Source organism: Micromonospora sp. DT62 (assembly GCF_049847285.1).
Taxonomy (GTDB): Bacteria; Actinomycetota; Actinomycetes; order Mycobacteriales; family Micromonosporaceae; genus Micromonospora; species Micromonospora reichwaldensis.
Map to the genome: position 1 here is coordinate 344,856 of NZ_JBNCOB010000001.1, position 15,544 is coordinate 360,399.

12 protein-coding genes are annotated in these 15,544 nt (G+C 74.3%); 5 read left to right on the forward strand and 7 right to left on the reverse strand.

From position 1 onward, the window contains the following. Window positions 1-93 precede the first annotated feature (93 nt). The 3 genes from ACPXCB_RS01540 (at window position 94) to ACPXCB_RS01550 (ending at window position 3,563) form a co-directional block, all read left to right on the forward strand. Window positions 94-1,206 carry an ATP-dependent DNA ligase gene (locus ACPXCB_RS01540; protein ID WP_393165391.1) on the forward strand — a complete coding sequence of 371 codons (1,113 nt, stop codon included), beginning with the start codon at window positions 94-96 and terminating at the stop codon, window positions 1,204-1,206. A 33-nt stretch (window positions 1,207-1,239) separates the two neighbouring features. Beyond that, the gene (locus ACPXCB_RS01545) at window positions 1,240-2,829 is read left to right on the forward strand and encodes an alpha/beta hydrolase (RefSeq protein ID WP_425871463.1); all 1,590 of its coding nucleotides are present in this window, start codon (window positions 1,240-1,242) and stop codon (window positions 2,827-2,829) included. 263 nt (window positions 2,830-3,092) lie between these two features. Then, a complete protein-coding gene (locus tag ACPXCB_RS01550) occupies window positions 3,093-3,563 on the forward strand; it encodes a GNAT family N-acetyltransferase (protein ID WP_425871466.1) in 471 nt (156 codons plus the stop codon). Here the strand turns inward: ACPXCB_RS01550 and tnpB are convergent. From tnpB to ACPXCB_RS01580, 6 genes are all read right to left on the reverse strand, one after another. Then, entirely contained in the window at window positions 3,547-4,911 is a 1,365-nt protein-coding gene (gene tnpB, locus ACPXCB_RS01555) for an IS607 family element RNA-guided endonuclease TnpB (RefSeq protein ID WP_425872114.1), read from the reverse strand. The genes ACPXCB_RS01550 and tnpB overlap by 17 nt on opposite strands. A 5-nt stretch (window positions 4,912-4,916) precedes the next feature. Further along, complete coding sequence (locus tag ACPXCB_RS01560) at window positions 4,917-5,495, reverse strand: IS607 family transposase (RefSeq protein WP_357578369.1); 579 nt, start codon at window positions 5,493-5,495, stop codon at window positions 4,917-4,919. Between the two features lie 205 nt (window positions 5,496-5,700). Continuing rightward, window positions 5,701-6,441: an ABC transporter ATP-binding protein gene (locus ACPXCB_RS01565; protein WP_425871470.1), complete on the reverse strand. Its 741-nt coding sequence runs from the start codon at window positions 6,439-6,441 to the stop codon at window positions 5,701-5,703. A gap of 142 nt (window positions 6,442-6,583) precedes the next feature. Next, a complete protein-coding gene (locus ACPXCB_RS01570) occupies window positions 6,584-7,582 on the reverse strand; it encodes an ABC transporter ATP-binding protein (protein WP_425871471.1) in 999 nt (332 codons plus the stop codon). 2 nt (window positions 7,583-7,584) lie between these two features. Further along, complete coding sequence (locus ACPXCB_RS01575; RefSeq protein ID WP_425871473.1) at window positions 7,585-10,290, reverse strand: FtsX-like permease family protein; 2,706 nt, start codon at window positions 10,288-10,290, stop codon at window positions 7,585-7,587. 40 nt (window positions 10,291-10,330) lie between these two features. Beyond that, window positions 10,331-13,525 carry an FtsX-like permease family protein gene (locus tag ACPXCB_RS01580; RefSeq protein ID WP_425871474.1) on the reverse strand — a complete coding sequence of 1,065 codons (3,195 nt, stop codon included), beginning with the start codon at window positions 13,523-13,525 and terminating at the stop codon, window positions 10,331-10,333. A gap of 108 nt (window positions 13,526-13,633) precedes the next feature. Here ACPXCB_RS01580 and ACPXCB_RS01585 point away from each other — a divergent pair, with 108 nt between their 5' ends. After that, on the forward strand, window positions 13,634-13,996 hold the full coding sequence (locus tag ACPXCB_RS01585) for a hypothetical protein (RefSeq protein ID WP_425871476.1): 363 nt from the start codon (window positions 13,634-13,636) through the stop codon (window positions 13,994-13,996). Between the two features lie 54 nt (window positions 13,997-14,050). Here the strand turns inward: ACPXCB_RS01585 and ligD are convergent, their stop codons facing one another. Beyond that, window positions 14,051-15,076 carry a non-homologous end-joining DNA ligase gene (gene ligD / locus ACPXCB_RS01590; protein WP_132233103.1) on the reverse strand — a complete coding sequence of 342 codons (1,026 nt, stop codon included), beginning with the start codon at window positions 15,074-15,076 and terminating at the stop codon, window positions 14,051-14,053. 47 nt (window positions 15,077-15,123) lie between these two features. Between ligD and msrB the strand changes: the two genes are divergently transcribed. Then, on the forward strand, window positions 15,124-15,537 hold the full coding sequence (msrB, locus tag ACPXCB_RS01595; RefSeq protein WP_101414752.1) for a peptide-methionine (R)-S-oxide reductase MsrB: 414 nt from the start codon (window positions 15,124-15,126) through the stop codon (window positions 15,535-15,537). Window positions 15,538-15,544 lie beyond the last annotated feature (7 nt).

Below are 15,544 nucleotides of genomic sequence, written 5' to 3' on the forward strand. Positions count from 1 at the left end.
TGCGGTACGAGCGGCGCGCGGCCGGACACGCCGCCCGCCGCGCGGACGTGATCTGCCTCACGACTGTCGGTGCGGTCTGGTTGACTGGTCGCCGTGAAGCTGCCGATCAGTCCGCCGGTCGAGCCGATGCTGGCCAAGAGCGTCCCGCGGGTCCCCACCGCGCCGGGGATGACCTACGAGCCGAAGTGGGACGGCTTCCGGTGCATCGTGTTCCGCGACGGCGACGAGGTGGAGCTCTCCAGCCGGGGCGGCAAGTCGATGACCCGCTACTTCCCCGAGGTGGTCGAGCAGGCCCGCCGTCAGCTGCCCGAGCGGTGCGCGGTCGACGGCGAGCTGATCGTGATCCGGCGCGACGGGCCGGGCGGGCAGCCCCGGCTGGACTTCGAGCTGCTGGCCCAGCGCGTCCACCCGGCCGCGTCCCGGGTGAGGATGCTGGCCGAGACCACGCCGGCCGACTTCGTCGCCTTCGACCTGCTCGCCCTCGACGACGAGACGCTGCTCGACGAGCCCTATCCGCGGCGCCGGGCCCGGTTGGAGTCGGCGCTGGCCGGGGTCCGGCCGCCGGTGCACGTCACGCAGGTCACCACCGACGTCGACACCGCCCACCGCTGGTTCGACGTCTTCGAGGGCGCCGGCCTGGACGGCCTGATCGCCAAGCCGGCCGACCTGCCCTACGAGCCTGGCAAGCGGCTCATGTTCAAGGTCAAGCACGCCCGCACGGCCGACGTGGTGGTGGCCGGCTTCCGCTGGCACAAGTCCGGCCCGGTGGTCGGCTCGCTCCTGCTCGGCCTCCACGACGACGACGGGGTCCTGCACCACGTCGGGGTGAGCGCGTCGTTCACGATGGCCCGCCGCGCGGAGCTGCTGGAGGAGCTGGAGCCCTACCGTGACGTCGGCGCCGACCACCCGTGGGTGCACGGCGACCACGAACGCGGCCAGCGCCTCCCCGGCGGGGTGAGCCGCTGGACGGGCGCCCGCAACCTCGAGTGGGAGCCGCTGCGCCCCGAGCTGGTGGTCGAGGTCGGCTACGACGCCATGGAGGGCGACCGGTTCCGGCACACCGCCCGGTTCGTCCGCTGGCGGCCCGACCGCGAACCGCAATCCTGCCGCTACGACCAGCTCGACCGGCCCGTACGGTTCGATGTGGACCAGGTGCTGCGCGGCGATCCCACGGTGACCGTGGGGTCCGCCGCCGGTCCGGCGTAGCCTGGCCGTCGACCCGATCACGGAGGCTCGCTCGTGACCCGCACCCCCGACCGGATCCGCCGGTTCCGGCTCACCCTCGCCGGGCTGGCCGCCGCCGCGCTGGTCGCCGCAGGCTGCACCCTGCCGGCGATCGCGCCCCGGACGGAGGCCGGCGGCGAGGCCGCCGCCCCCGGCACGGCGCCCACCTGGCGGGCCTGCCCGGAGGTGGCCGAGGAGCTGGTCGGGCGCGGCGCGCCGGGCATGCGCTACGAGTGCGCGCGGATCAAGGTGCCGCGCGACTGGGGCACGGGTGCGGGCGGCGGGGCGACCGCCGGCCCGGGCGCCGGGCAGACCTTCGAGATCGCGCTGCTGCGGGCCCGGTCGACCAAGCAGCGCGACCGGATCGGCTCGCTGGTGATCAACCCGGGCGGGCCCGGCGGCTCCGGCGTGGACACCGCCGTCTACCTCTCCTTCGGCCCGAATCTCGGCGGCCTGCCCGCCTCGGTCACCGACCGGTTCGACATCGTCGGCTTCGACCCGCGCGGGGTGTCCCGCTCCAGTCCGGTCAAGTGCATCCCCGACGCCGAGCTGGACGCCAGCTTCGGCTACGACCCCGACCCGGAGAGCCAGGAGTCGTTCGACGGCTTCGTCGCGCTCAGCCGGAAGATCGGGCGCGGCTGCGGCGACCGCTACGGCGACCAGCTGCCGCTCTACGGCACCGAGCAGGCCGCCCGGGACATGGACGCGGTCCGCGCCGCCGTCGGCGACGACAAGCTGACCTACCTCGGCTACTCCTACGGCACCCTGCTCGGAGCCACCTACGCCCAGCTCTACCCGCAGCGGGTACGGGCACTGGTCCTCGACGGCGCGGTCGACCCGCGACAGGGCCTGATCGCCGGCTCCGAGGGCCAGGCCAAGGGCTTCGAGCGGGCCTTCGGCAACTTCGCCACGTGGTGCGCGGCCAACGCCGGGCGCTGCCCGATCGCCCCGGACGCCCGGGCCGCGGTCACCTCGGCGATCGACAAGGCGCGGGTGTCCCCGGTGCGCGGGGACGACGGCCGGGAGGCCACCGCGGGCTGGGTCTTCTACGCGATCATCTCGTCGCTCTACACCGAGTCGGGGTGGCAGGAGCTGGCCGGCGCCATCGACAAGCTGGAGGGCGGCGACCCGGGCGACGTGTTCCGCCTCGCCGACGCGTACGCCGACCGGGACGCCGACGGGCACTACTCGAACATGTTCGACGCCAACCTGGCGGTCAACTGCGCCGACGAGGAGGAGAAGCCGAGCCGGGAGCGGATCCGGCAGCTCCAGTCGCAGTGGCGGGCGAAGTACCCGCTGTTCGGGCCGGCTCTGGCCGTCGGCCTGCTCTCCTGCACCGAGTGGCCCGGCGGTCGCGACCCGTACCCGACGGGCCGGGCCGACGGGGCGCCGCCGATCCTGGTGGTGGGCACCACCGGCGACCCCGCGACGCCGTACGAGCAGACCCCGGCACTGGCCGCGATGCTGGGCGTGGGCCGGGTGCTCACCTGGGAGGGCGAGGGGCACACCGCGTACCCGCAGACCTCCTGCATCACCGAGGCGGTCGACGCCTACCTGATCGACCTGACCGTGCCCAGGGAGGGGCTGCGCTGCCCGGCCCGCTGACCGGCCGCTCCGGCGGCAGGTCGGGCAGGTCGATGCCCTGCCGGGCCGCGATCTCCTCCAGCAACGCCCGCATCCGGCGCACGTCGGCCTTCAACTGCTCCTGCTCCTCGTGCTCGAAGGCGTCGTCGAGTTGGCGAACCAGACCAGCCCCCGGTGGATCAACCAGAACGGCAGCAGCAGGGCGTCCATGGACAGTCATGTTGCCCCTCGTACGCGGGCGCTGCCCGCCCATCGGTCCGGCTCACTGTGCCACGCTGGGCGGCATGAGTGACGTGATCTTCCGCGAGGCCGTCCGAGCCGACCTGCCGGCCGTGGTCGCCCTGCTCGCCGACGACGTGCTCGGCAGGACCCGCGACTTCACGGAGGTCGACGCCGCGTACGAGAAGGCGTTCGCCGACATCGACGCCGACCCACGCAACCAGCTGATCGTGGCCGACGCGGACGGTGAACTGCTCGGCTGCATGCAGCTCACCTACATCCCCGGCCTGGGCCGGCACGGCGCGGAGCGGCAGCTGATCGAGGCGGTCCGGGTCCGCTCCGACCTACGCGGGCGGGGCCTCGGCCGGCAGATGATCACCTGGGCGGTCGACCAGGCGAAGCAGCGTGGCTGCGCCCTGGTCCAGCTCACCACCGACAAGACCCGCCACGACGCCCACCGCTTCTACCTCGACCTCGGCTTCCTCCCCACCCACGAGGGCATGAAGCTCCCGTTGCCGATCAGTGTGCAAATATAGGCACATGATCAACAGCTGACCGTTGCCGGCCAACGGTCCTCGTCTGATCCGCTTGCGCGGCGCGAGGTTGACGCTTCGTCGCCACCCGCCCCGCAAGCGGGGTCTTACGGTCGGCTCCACGTCCGTTTAGCGTCTCCGGGCCACTCCCGGCGACTACCAGCTTCGCGAGGTTCCGTGCCGCGTTCTCATCCCGGTCAAGGGACATGCCGCAGGACTCACACACGTACGTTCGAACATGCAGCGGCAGCTTGGCTTTCACCGCGCCGCAGCCCGAACAGGTCTTACTCGACGGATACCAGCGGTCAGCCGTCACCAGCCGGCCGCCGCTCCACTCGGTCTTGTACGCCAACTGCCGGCGGATCTCCCCGAACCCGGCATCGGAGATCGAACGGGCAAGCTTCCGGTTACGGACCATTCCGGCAACGTTCAGGTCTTCCACGACGACCGTGCCGTACTCGCTGGTGAGCCGGGTGGTCAGCTTGTGGATGCCGTCCCGTCGCAGGCTGGTGACCCGGTGGTGCGTCTTGCCGAGAGCCCGGTTGGCACGCTCCCACCGTTTCGATACCCGCTGGCCGGTACGGCGGTCCGGGCCAACCTTCCGGGATACGGACCGGGACAGCCGCCGCAGCTTCCGAGACGCACCAGCCAGATGCTTCGGGTTGACGACCATCTCGCCGGTGGACAACACCGCCAGGGTCTTCACGCCCAGGTCTACGCCGACCGTCGCGTTCGGCCGCTGTGGCGCCCGTACGGTCCACTCAACTTCGCAGGTGAACGACACGTGCCAGCGGCCACCCTCGCGGCGCACAGTGGCGGACCTGATCCGGGCGGTGCCGTTGTCGATCCGACGGGCCAGCTTCCGCGCCGACTCGTGGAGCTTGATCCGGCCCAGCCGAGGCAGCACCACGTGCTTACGGTCTGGCTCCACCCGGATGACACCGGTGGTGAACCGCACGGACGGCGTAGCGCGACGCTTCGACTTGAATCGGGGGAAGCCCACCAGGCGGCCGGCACGCTTACCGGCACGGGAGTCGGCCCAGTTCTTCAACGCGCGCGCCAGACCGTCTAGACCCGTGTTGTACGCCTCTTTGGAGCACTCCGCCCACCAAGGGGCGACATCACCTTTGGCAGCGTTCCACGCTCGGCGTAGCGCCGGGAGGTTCCATCCGATCGAAGGGGTCAGCAACTCATCGGGGACACCGTAGGTTCGCTCAGCCGTCCGCTGGTCCATGACGGCCTTGACCGTGGCTAGACCCCAGTTGTACGCGACCCGGGCCGCACCACAGTGGGCGAGGATGTCCCGCTGCTGCACCGGGGCGGGGTCGAGCGCGAACCGATACGCCTGCATCGTCTTCACGACTGGTCGCCCCCGGTGGCCGCGTCCACAGCACGCTTGGCCCGGTCAGCGGCGGCACGGCGTCCATACAAGCGTGCGCAAAGGCTGGTCAGGATCTCGGTCATGTCGCGTACCAGGTCGTCGTCAACTTCACCGGGGTCGACCACCAGCAGCCGCCGGCCTTGTGCAGTCAGCGCCGCTTCGACGTACTCGGCACCGAAGCGCGCGAACCGGTCCCGGTGCTCTACCACGATCGTCGTGACGCTCGGGTCGGCCAGCAGCGCAAGGAACTTCTTCCGCTTGCCGTTGAGCGCCGACCCGACCTCAGTGACCACGCGGCAGACGGGCAAGCCTTGCTTGGTGGACCAGTCGGTTACCCGGGCAACCTGCCGGTCCAGGTCGGCGCGCTGGTCAGCGGACGAGACGCGGGCGTACACCACGACGGTTTCCGCGCGACTGGCGGGAGTGTCGACGTCGACCATGATCGTGCCGGAGGGAAGCTTGCGGACCGGTACCGGCATGGTTCCTTCACGGACCCACCGGTAAGCGGTGTGCGGGTGCACACCGTTACGGCGCGCCCACTCGGCAAGCTTCATGCGCCAACGTTAGCCCACGTCCACCAACATTCGCACACAAAACTGGCTACAGCAAACAACCCTCTGAGCCACGCCCCGGCGATCATGCAGTTGTGGTGCCCCGCAAAAGGGGCGAAGCGGCGAACAACTCCCACCACAACTGCATGATCGACGCGAGCGGGGCGGCGGGCGCGACGCGAGGGGTGGCGGGCGGAGCGGGCGGGGGTCAGGTGGGGAGGAGGTGGCCGTCGCGGAGGGTGAGGACGCGGTCGGCGAGGTCGATCAGGGCCGGATCGTGGGTGGCGACCAGCGCGGTCATGCCGCGGGCGTGCACGACCGCCCGGAGCAGGTCCATGATCGACCGGCCGGTCTCGGAGTCGAGTTGGCCGGTGGGCTCGTCGGCGATCAACAGGGCCGGCTCGTTGGCCAGGGCCCGCGCCACCGCCACCCGCTGCTGCTGGCCGCCCGAGAGCTCGTACGGGCGCTGGCCCGCGTGCCCGCCGAGGCCCACCAGCTCGAGCAGCACCGCCACCCGCTCCTCCCGCTCGGCCGCCGGGACCCGCGCCAACCGCAGCGGCACGCCGACGTTCTCGGCGGCGGACAGGATCGGCACCAGGCCGAAGGTCTGGAACACGAAGCCGACCGTGCCGCGGCGCAGCTCCAGCAGCTCCTTCTCACCGGCGCCGGTGACGTCGTGCCCGGCGACCACCACCCGGCCCGAGTCGGGCCGGTCCAGCCCGCCCACCAGGTTCAGCAGGGTCGTCTTGCCCGCCCCGGAGCGACCGCGCACGGCCACCAGCTCGCCCCGCCCGGCCGAGAACGACACGTCCCGTACGGCGTGCACCGCGTGCTCGCCGCGGCCGAACGTGCGGCTGACCTCCTCCACCCGGACCACCTCGTCGGTGACCGTGGCGCCCGCCACCGCCCCGGCCGACCGTCCGTCCGACGTCACGTCGTGCTCGTTCATGATCCCGCCCCGCTGTGCTCGGCGCGGTCGACCGGATCGACCACGCGGTACCGACCGATGCCCCGCCCGCCCACGGCGACGTCCTTCCGCCCGCCGACCGCGCAGGCTTCCCACCCGCTCACCGTGGCCACGCCCTGGCCGCTCACCGCGTCGGCTCCCGTTCGTCCTGCGGCCGGTCGCCGGGGCGTACCTCCACGTGGTCCAGCTCCAGGTTGAGCCGCACCCGGTCGCGCAGCGACAACGCGTCCACGAACGGCGCCGGCAGCTGCATCCGGCCGCTGCGGTCGAGCACGGCGTACTCCTCGCTGACCAGTTCGGTGCTGCCGTCCGCGCCGATCCGCGCGGTCCGGCGTACCTCGGAGGCGGTCCGGCCGTCGCGGATCGCGACGGTCCGGCGGACCTGGGTGGCCACGGCCTGGTCGTGGGTGACCACCACGATGGTGACGCCGAGCTCGGCGTTGATGGTGCGCAGCGCCCCGAAGACCTCGGCGCCGGTCGCCTCGTCCAGCTCACCGGTCGGCTCGTCGGCGAAGAGCACCTCGGGGTCGTTGGCCACCGCCACCGCCACCGCGCAGCGCTGCTGCTCGCCGCCGCTGAGCTGCCCCGGCCGCCGGTCGGCGCAGTGACTGACCCCGACCAGGTCGAGCAGCTCCCGGGCCCGCTCGCGGTGGGCCCGCCTGCCGCCGCGCCGCCCGGCGAGCCGCATCGGCAGCTCGACGTTCTCCAGCGCGGTCAGGTACGGCAGCAGGTTGCGGCCGGTCTGCTGCCAGACGAATCCGACCATGCTCCGCCGGTAGCTCAGTCGCCGCCGGGTGGAGAGGTTGAGCAGGTCGTAGTCGCCGACCCGGGCGATGCCGGCGGTGGGCGTGTCCAGCCCGGAGAGGATGTTCAGCAGCGTCGACTTCCCGGAACCGGAAGCACCGACGATCGCCACCAGCTCGCCCCGGTCGATGACCAGGTCGAGCCCCTGCAACGCGACGACCTCCACCCCCTCGGTCTTGAAGATCCGGACCAGCCCGTCGCAGACGATGTGCCCACGCAACCGGTCCCGGCCGCCGGCCCGCTCGGCCGCACGCTCGGCGGCCCGCTGTTGCAGGGCGGCCAGGTCCGGCACGGCGGTGGTCTCCGCGGTAGCGGTCATTGTCAGTTCTCCTCTCCGAGCCGGAGCACCTCACCGAGGCGCATCCGGCGGTTGTTCAGGGCCTCGACAGCGACCGCGAAGCCGAGGGCGAGCGCACCGAGCGCGACGACCGCGGCCGCCAGGCCGGGCTCGAACGCCACCCGGACCTCGACCCCGTCGGTGAAGGCGGACAGGCCGAGCACCGGGGTGAGCAACAGCGGCAGGACCGTGCCGACCAGCGCACCGGTCACCACCGAGACGCCCACCAGCGGGGCCAGCTCCACCAGCAGCAGCCCGCGCCACTGGCGTCGGGACAGGCCGAGGGTGCGCAGCCGGGAGAGCACCTGGCCGCGCTCGCGGGCACCGGCGAGCACCGTGAAGGCGATCGCGAGCAGGCCGAGCGCCGTCCCACCGGCGGCGCCGGCGGTGAAGCCGAAGGCGAGCACCCCGTTGGCGCCGCCCTCACCCACCTGTCGACGGGTGTCCGCGAAGGTCAACAACTCCACGCCGCGCGGGCGCTCCCGGCCGGTGACGGCCCCGCCGGTCTGGAAGCGGGACTGTCCCGCGTCGCCGGCCCTGCGCAGCGCCTCGCCGTCCAGGTCGTCACCGGCCACCAGGAAGCCGGTCGGCACGGCGGCGTAGTCCCGCCGAGGTAGGGACTGCCAGGGCAGGACGACGAACCGGCTGCTGTCCGCGCGCAGCAGCGGGAAGCTCTCCGCCTGCCCGGCGACCCGGAACTCGTACCGCTGGCCCTGGGCGCTGACGAAGGCGGAGCTGTCGAGGCCGGCGTCGGCCAGTTCGGCGGCGACCGTCGGGGAGACCACCGCGGGCAGCGGGCCGCCTCTCCCGGCGGGGGCGAGCAGGGCCGCCGGCACGGTCACGTCGACGTCGGACTCGCGGACGATCCGGGCCAGGGCCGGACCGTCGACCATGAGTACGGTCACCCCGCCGAGCCGGGTCTCGGTGCCGATGGCGTCCTTCGCCAGGCGTTGGCCCGCCTCGTGCAGCACCGGACTCGCGGCACGGACCCCCGGCAGCCGCTCCAGCTCGGCGCCCGTGTCCGGGGCGATCCGGTCCCCCAGGATCAGGGCGTCGGCGGGGACCACCCGGCTGGCGGCCCGGTCCCGGCTCGCCTCGATCCCGGCGGCCGTCACCGCGCAGAACGCGGCGGTGGCGATGGCCAGCACGACGACCACCAGCGGCACGGCGACGACGGACCGGCCGGCCCGGGCGGTACCCAGGAAGGCGACGCTGCCCCGGGCCCGGGCCGCGAGCCGGCTGACCAGCCGCAGCGGCCACGGGTACAACCGCATCGCGACCACCGCCGCGGCGACGGCCAGCAGCACCGGGACCGAGACCAGCAGCGGGTCGACCTCCCCCGGGGTGAGGCCGCGGCGGCGCAGCAGCACGACCGCGAGACCCGCGAGGACCAGCAGCCCCGCCTCCACCGTGAGGCGACGCGCGGAGGGGCGCGACCGGATCAGGTCGCGCCGACCGGCACCGCCCCTGGACGCGGCGAGGGTGGCCACCGGCAGCGCGAGGGCCACCAGGACGGTCGCGGCGACGGCGGACCACAGGGTCTCGCCCGGTGCCCCCGGAGCGAGGCCACCGACCAGCCAGCCGAGCGCGCCGGCGGGCGGCACCACCAACAACGCCTCGGTCAGGCTGCGGCCCGCGCTCGTGGTGGCCGCCCCGCCCCGGGCCCGCAGCAGGGTGAACTCCGAGCGGCGGCGGCGCACCAGCAGCCCGGCGGCCAGCACGACGAGGCCGGCCAGGGTGCCCAGTACGCCCGCGGCGATGACCCCGAGCACCGTCCGGGCGCTGTCCACCTCGGCCGCGAACTCCCGCAGCGGGATGTCCAGCCCCTGCAGGAAGTTGCGGCCTTCCGCCTCCCGGGTCAGCTGCTGGAGTCCGTCGATCACCTGGTCCAGCTCTCGGACGTCGATCCCCTCGGCGCCCGTCCGGTAGCGCCAGCTGAACGACATCGTCCAGCCGTCGGCGGCCTGGCGGTTCAGCACGGCGCCGTCGACGACCCCGACGGCGATGAAGGGTTCGCCGTCGCCCACCGGCTCGACGGCCCGCAGCAGCGGCGGCAGTCCGTCCCAGAATCCGTCGGCGGCGTCGCGGGGCTGGAAGAGACCGACCACGGCGACCCGGAGCGGGGGCGGGGGTTCGGGCGTCTCCGGTGGGGCGACGGTGAGCCGGCTGCCGAGCCGCAGATTCAGCTTGCGGGCGACGTCCACGGCCAGCGCCACCTGCACCGGCTGGTCCTCCGCCGCATCGGCCGGCCAGCGTCCCTCGACCAGCGTGCCGGCCGTCTCGATCCCGGACACGGTGCGCAGGCCCAGGTGGACCAGGAGGTTCTTCGCCGCCAGGTCCGGGCCGCTCAGCCGGCTGGCCGCGGTCTCCGCGGTGAACCACCGCTGTTCGACCAGCCCCCGCACGACCGGCGGCATCTCGGCCTCCAGCGTCGCCAGGTCGCGCTGGCGCGCGGCCACCGGGGAATAGCCGTCGCTCTTCGCGAGGAGCGGCCCCGTCGAGTACGTCACGTCCCGCTGCTGCGCCGGCACGGCGCCCAGGTGGGCCCGCAGGCCCTGCTCGGCGTACGCGTTGACGATCCTGGGCACGCCGCTGATGACCAGCGTGGCGACCAGCGTCAGCGCCGCGAGGAGCAGGAACTGCCCGCCGTACGCCCGAATCCGGCGGACCACCGCCCCGATGCTCACCACGCCCCGTCTCCGCTCCTGGTCGTCCCTACGCTCCACCCGGTCACCGGTCTCCCTCGATCCGCAGCTGCGCCACGGCCACCCGCTGCCGGATGCCGAGGGCGATGAACGCGCTGAAGGCGAGTGCCGCCAGCAGCAGGCCGAGCGCGGTCAGGCCGATGGGCAGCCAGGGCAGCACGAAGGCAGCCTCCGGCACCGGCCGGCCGGCGGACGGCGTGAGGATGACCAGCGGGGCCATGGTCGCGCCGACCGCGGCACCCAGCAGCAGGCCCACGCCGACGCCGATCCCGGCCAGGAAGGTCTGCTCGGCCAGCAGCGCGCGGGCCAGCAGCCGGGGGCTCGCGCCGAGCGTGTGCAGCACGGCGAACTCCCCGAGCCGGTGCCGGGCGGTCGCCCAGACGTCGACGATCAGCCCGACCAGGGCCAGCAGCACCGAGCCGAGCGCGGCGGCGAGCAGCCCCGTGCGGGCCCCCTGCCAGTACGGGTCGCCGGCGGCCCGCTCGGCCACCTCCCGCCGGTCGAGCAGCGTGGCGCCGGTCAGGTCGGCCGCCGCGCGGGCCGCCTCGGCGTGGCCGGCGCCCTCGGTGCCCAGCCACCACTCCGGCACCGGCCGGACCCCGCCCCGGTCCCGGACCAGCCAGTCCGCCGCCGCCGGCAGGTCCAGCAGCACGCCCTCGCCGGCCGCGGACGGCACCGCGTCCAGCTCACCGACCAGCGTGACCGGCAGCGTCGCGCCGGACAGCACGAGGTTGACCGTGTCGCCGACGCGCAGGCTCAACGCGTCGCGTGCGGCCGGGGTCATCAGTGCGGGTACCGGCCGGTTCTCGCCGGCCGGCACCACGGCGAAACGGCTCGGCGGCTGGAACGCGAACCGGCCGCCCTCGCGGTACTCGACCTCCCAGTCGGCCTTCAGCCCGGCGGCCGTGGCCGACGCACCGACCGGTTTGCCCTGGCCGTCGACGGCCACCCACCCGCCGTCCAGCGACGCCGGCCGGGCCGCGCCGTCGGCGCCGACCAGCCGCAGGTCCGACACCTCCAGGCGGTACGCCCGCCCGCGCGCGCTCCCGCCGTCGGCCTCGAACCCGGACAGTCGTAGGGTGCCCTCCCCGGCGGGGACGGCGACGGTGAACGGCGCCGGCCGGCCGTCGCTGCCGCTGCTGCCAGCCGGAAGCCGGAAGGCCAGCCCGTCCGCCCGGGTCAGCAGCACCCAGAGGCCGATCTGGTGCGGCGTGACGGCGTCGCGCACGGGGGTGCGTACCGTGCCGGTGAGCGATCGGGTGCCGGCGGGCAGTTCCACCCCGGCCGGCGCGCCGCGTGCCCGGGTCAGCCGGTCGAGCAGTGCCGGCGCGGGTTCGTCGGTCAGCCTCTCGTTCAGTCGCAGCACGTCGGCCGCGGCCGCGGCGTCGAGGCTCACCACCGTCGTCGGCAGGTCGGCGCGGCCGAGGCGGATCTCGTCCCGCCAGGCCGGCAGCGCCTCGCGGACGCCGGGCAGCGCGGCGAGCTGTCCGGCGCGGCCGTCGGGTGCCGCGCCGGTGCGCTCGACGACCCGCAGGTCGGCGCCGACGGTGTGGTCGGCCTGGTCGGCCTGCGACAGCTCGCCCGTGGTCACCAGCGACCACGCCAGGGTGCTGCCGCCGACGGCGAGGGCGAGCAGCAGCACCGGGCCGGCGTGCGGACGCCGCCCCGCCTGCCACATGCCGAACATGGTCGCGGTCCACGGTCTGCGGTCGACGAACCGCTCGGCGAAGCGGGTCGCGGGCGGCAGCAGCCGCAACGCCACGACCGCGCCGGCCAGCACGCCCAGCGTCGGCGCCGCGACCAGCAGCGGGTCCACCCCGAGCCGGCCGGCCGCCCCGGCGACCGGCGACGAGTACTGGCGCAGCTGGGTCCAGGCCAGCACCGCGAAGCCGACCAGCACCAGATCGAGGCTGGCCCGCTGGACGCTCGCGGCGCGGGTGGGCCGGGACCGGGCCGCCATGTCGGCGACGTAGGTGCCGGCCCCCCGCAACGTCGGGACGACCATCGCGACCAGGCAGCCGGCGGCGGTGGCGGCCGCGGCGGCCCAGATCAGCGTGGAGTTGCCGGCGGCGAGCGTCAGCGGGGTGGCGCCGCCGGTACCCACGTGCCGCAGCGCCTCCCCGGCGATCAGGGGCCCCAGCACGCCGGCGGGCAGGACGACCAGGGCCGCCTCCCGGGCCGCCAGGCCGGCCAGTTGCCGCCGCGCGGCGCCCCGGGCCCTCAGCAGGGCGGTCTGGCCGCGCCGGTCCTCGTGCAGCAGGGCGGCGACGAGCACCAGCGCGTACCCGCCGAGGACGACGATCAGCAGCAGCGGGGTGGCCAGCGAGGAACGGCCCACCAGGTCGGCCCGGGTGACGCGGTCGAGGAGCCGGTCGATCGCCGTGACGGTCTGGCCGGAGGAGCCCAGCCCGGCCGCCTCGGGCACCTCGGCAAGGGCCGCGGTGAGCGCCTGCCGCACGTCGGACAGCCGGCCCGCGCCGGCCGCCGCCGCGAGGTCCGGCTCGACGACCCAGGACGCCGACACCGAGCCCGGGTAGGTGGCGACGAAGTCCGCCGGGTCCAGCACGAACGGCCCGTACGAGGTGCCGGCGTCCGCGGCGCTGCCCGCCCCGACCCCGGGGGCCAGCCGCCAGTACGGGTCGGCCGCGTCGCGGGGGCGCCAGGTCCCGACGAGCAGCACGGTGCTGGCCTCGTCGGACCGGCGGTCCAGCATCGGCACCCGGTCACCGACGCTCATCCCGAGCACGCCGGCGACCTTCTCCGGCAGGGTGACCTGTAGCGGCGAGGTTCCCGGGGCGGGCCAGGCGCCGCCGGTCAGTTCGGCGTGGCGGGGCAGGTCGTCGAGGGCCGCCAGGGTGGCGAAGACCGGGTCGTCGCCGTCGCGGGCCACGGGACCGAGGTCGCCGGTCAGCTCGCGGCCACCGCCGTACCGGGCGGCGTCGACGGTGACCGGCGCGCCGCCGAGGCCGGCGGCGAACCCGTCCCGGACGGCCCGGTCCCGGGCGGCGAACTCGGCCGCGTCCCGGCCGGCCGCGCCGCTGACCAGGAGGCTGCGCTCCTCGAACGACGCCCCGCTGAGCAGGGCACGCTGGCCCGCCTCGACGGCCCGCCGGTTGTAGTCAGAAAGCCCGGTGACCAGCGCGACCGCCACCAGGGCCGCGACCACCGCGGCGAGCAGCAGCCCCTGCGCCTCACGGGCCCGCCTCCACACCAGCTTCATCCGATGCCCTCCCCTGGCCCGTTGTCGGGCCGACGGTCAGGGAGAGCGGTGACGTGCCGGGAAAGGTTCGCGCCCGTTACTTGATCGTTATCCGGAAGCATTCGACCGGTGGGCGGGGCCGGCGACCCGGCGACCCGGCGCGGTGGCGCGGTGGCGCGGATGTGCTTCGATCACCGGATGGAGATCGCCCTCACCGCCCTGATGGTGGCCGTCGTCGCGCTGCTCGCCGCCCAGTTGCCGGGCAGGGCCGAGCGGGCGCGGACCGCGTACCGGCTCACCGAGATCGAGCGCCGGCTCCGGCTGATGATGGACCACCTGGGCGTGGTGGATGCCTCGCCCGTGCCGCCGGAGGTGGGACAGCACCTGGCCCGGGGCGACAAGATCAAGGCGATCGCCGCGTACCGGAAGGCGACCGGCGCGGACCTGCGCTCGGCCAAGGAGGCGGTGGAGGCGTACGGCGACCGCCGGTGACGGCAGGCACGCGTCCCGTCCGTGCCGGCGGGACGGCGGCGTCGGGCGGGCCGGTCAGCGGGGGCGGTCGCGGTCCTTGGAGGGCTGCACGCGCTTCGGCTCGCCGGGCATCTTCGGGTGGTCCGGCGGGTAGGGCATGTCGCCCTGGCCGGCGGTGTCGTCCCGGTCGGCCCACTCCAGCAGCGGGCTGATGTCCCACGCGGTGTCGTCGATGCCCGCGTGCGGATCGCCGCGCTCGGCCAGCCGGGCCGGGACGGTGCGCAGGTCGAAGTCGTCGGGGTCGACGTCGGGCAGCTCGTCCCAGGTGACCGGGGTGGACACGGTGGCCCGGGCGTTGGCCCGCAGCGAGTACGCGCAGGCGATCGTGCGGTCGCGGGCCATCTGGTTGTAGTCGACGAAGACGCGCTCGCCCCGCTGCTCCTTCCACCAGGCGGTGGTCACCAGCTCCGGCCGGCGCCGCTCCAGCTCGCGGGCCAACGCGATGGTGGCCCGGCGCACCTCGGTGAACGTCCAGCGCGGCGCGATCCGCAGGTAGACGTGCACGCCACGGCCGCCGGAGGTCTTCGGCCAGCCGGTGGCGCCCAACTCGTCGAGGAGCCCGCGCAGCTCCCCGGCGGCGGAGACCGCGTCGGCGAAGTCGGTGCCGGGCTGCGGGTCGAAGTCGATGCGCAACTCGTCGGGGCGGTCGACGTCGGCGGCACGCACCGGCCACGGGTGGAACACGATGGTGCCCATCTGGGCGGCCCAGGCCACGTGGGCCAGGTCGGCGGGGCAGAGCTCGGCCGCGCTGCGACCGCTCGGGAAGCTGATCGTGGTCGTGCGCACCCAGGGCGGCACGCCCCGCGCGGGCACCCTCTTCTGGAAGAACGCCTCGCCCTCGACGCCCTCCGGGAAGCGCTGCAACGTGGTGGGACGCTCGCGCAGGGCGCGCATGATGCCGTCACCCACCGCGAGGTAGTAGTGGAAGACGTCGGCCTTGGTGAAGCCGCGCTGCGGGAAGATCACCCGGTCGGGGCTGGTCAGCCGGACGTCGTGCCCGGCCACCTCGATCAGTTCGGCCGCAGCCTTCGTGCCACCCATTGCGCGACCATATGCCACACCTCCGACGTCCGACGTACCGTTGGCGGGTGAGTCTTGACGAGAGTGAACTGCCCCGTACCGAGGAAGAGTGGCGGGTCCGGCTCAGCCCGGAGGAGTTCCGGGTGCTGCGGGAGGCCGGCACCGAGCGCCCGTGGACCGGCGAGTACGTCGACACGAAGACGCCCGGGACCTACCACTGCCGGGCCTGCGGCGCGCAGCTCTACCCCAGCGACACGAAGTTCGACTCGCACTGCGGGTGGCCCAGCTTCGACGACGCGATCCCCGGCGCGGTCAAGGAGATCGAGGACCGCAGCCTGGGGATGAGCCGCACCGAGATCCGCTGCGCCCGGTGCGACAGCCACCTGGGTCACGTCTTCCGGGGCGAGGGTTTCACCCCGAAGGACACCCGGCACTGCGTCAACTCCGTCTCCATCCGGCTGGAGCCGCGCGCCGACGCCTGATCCGGCG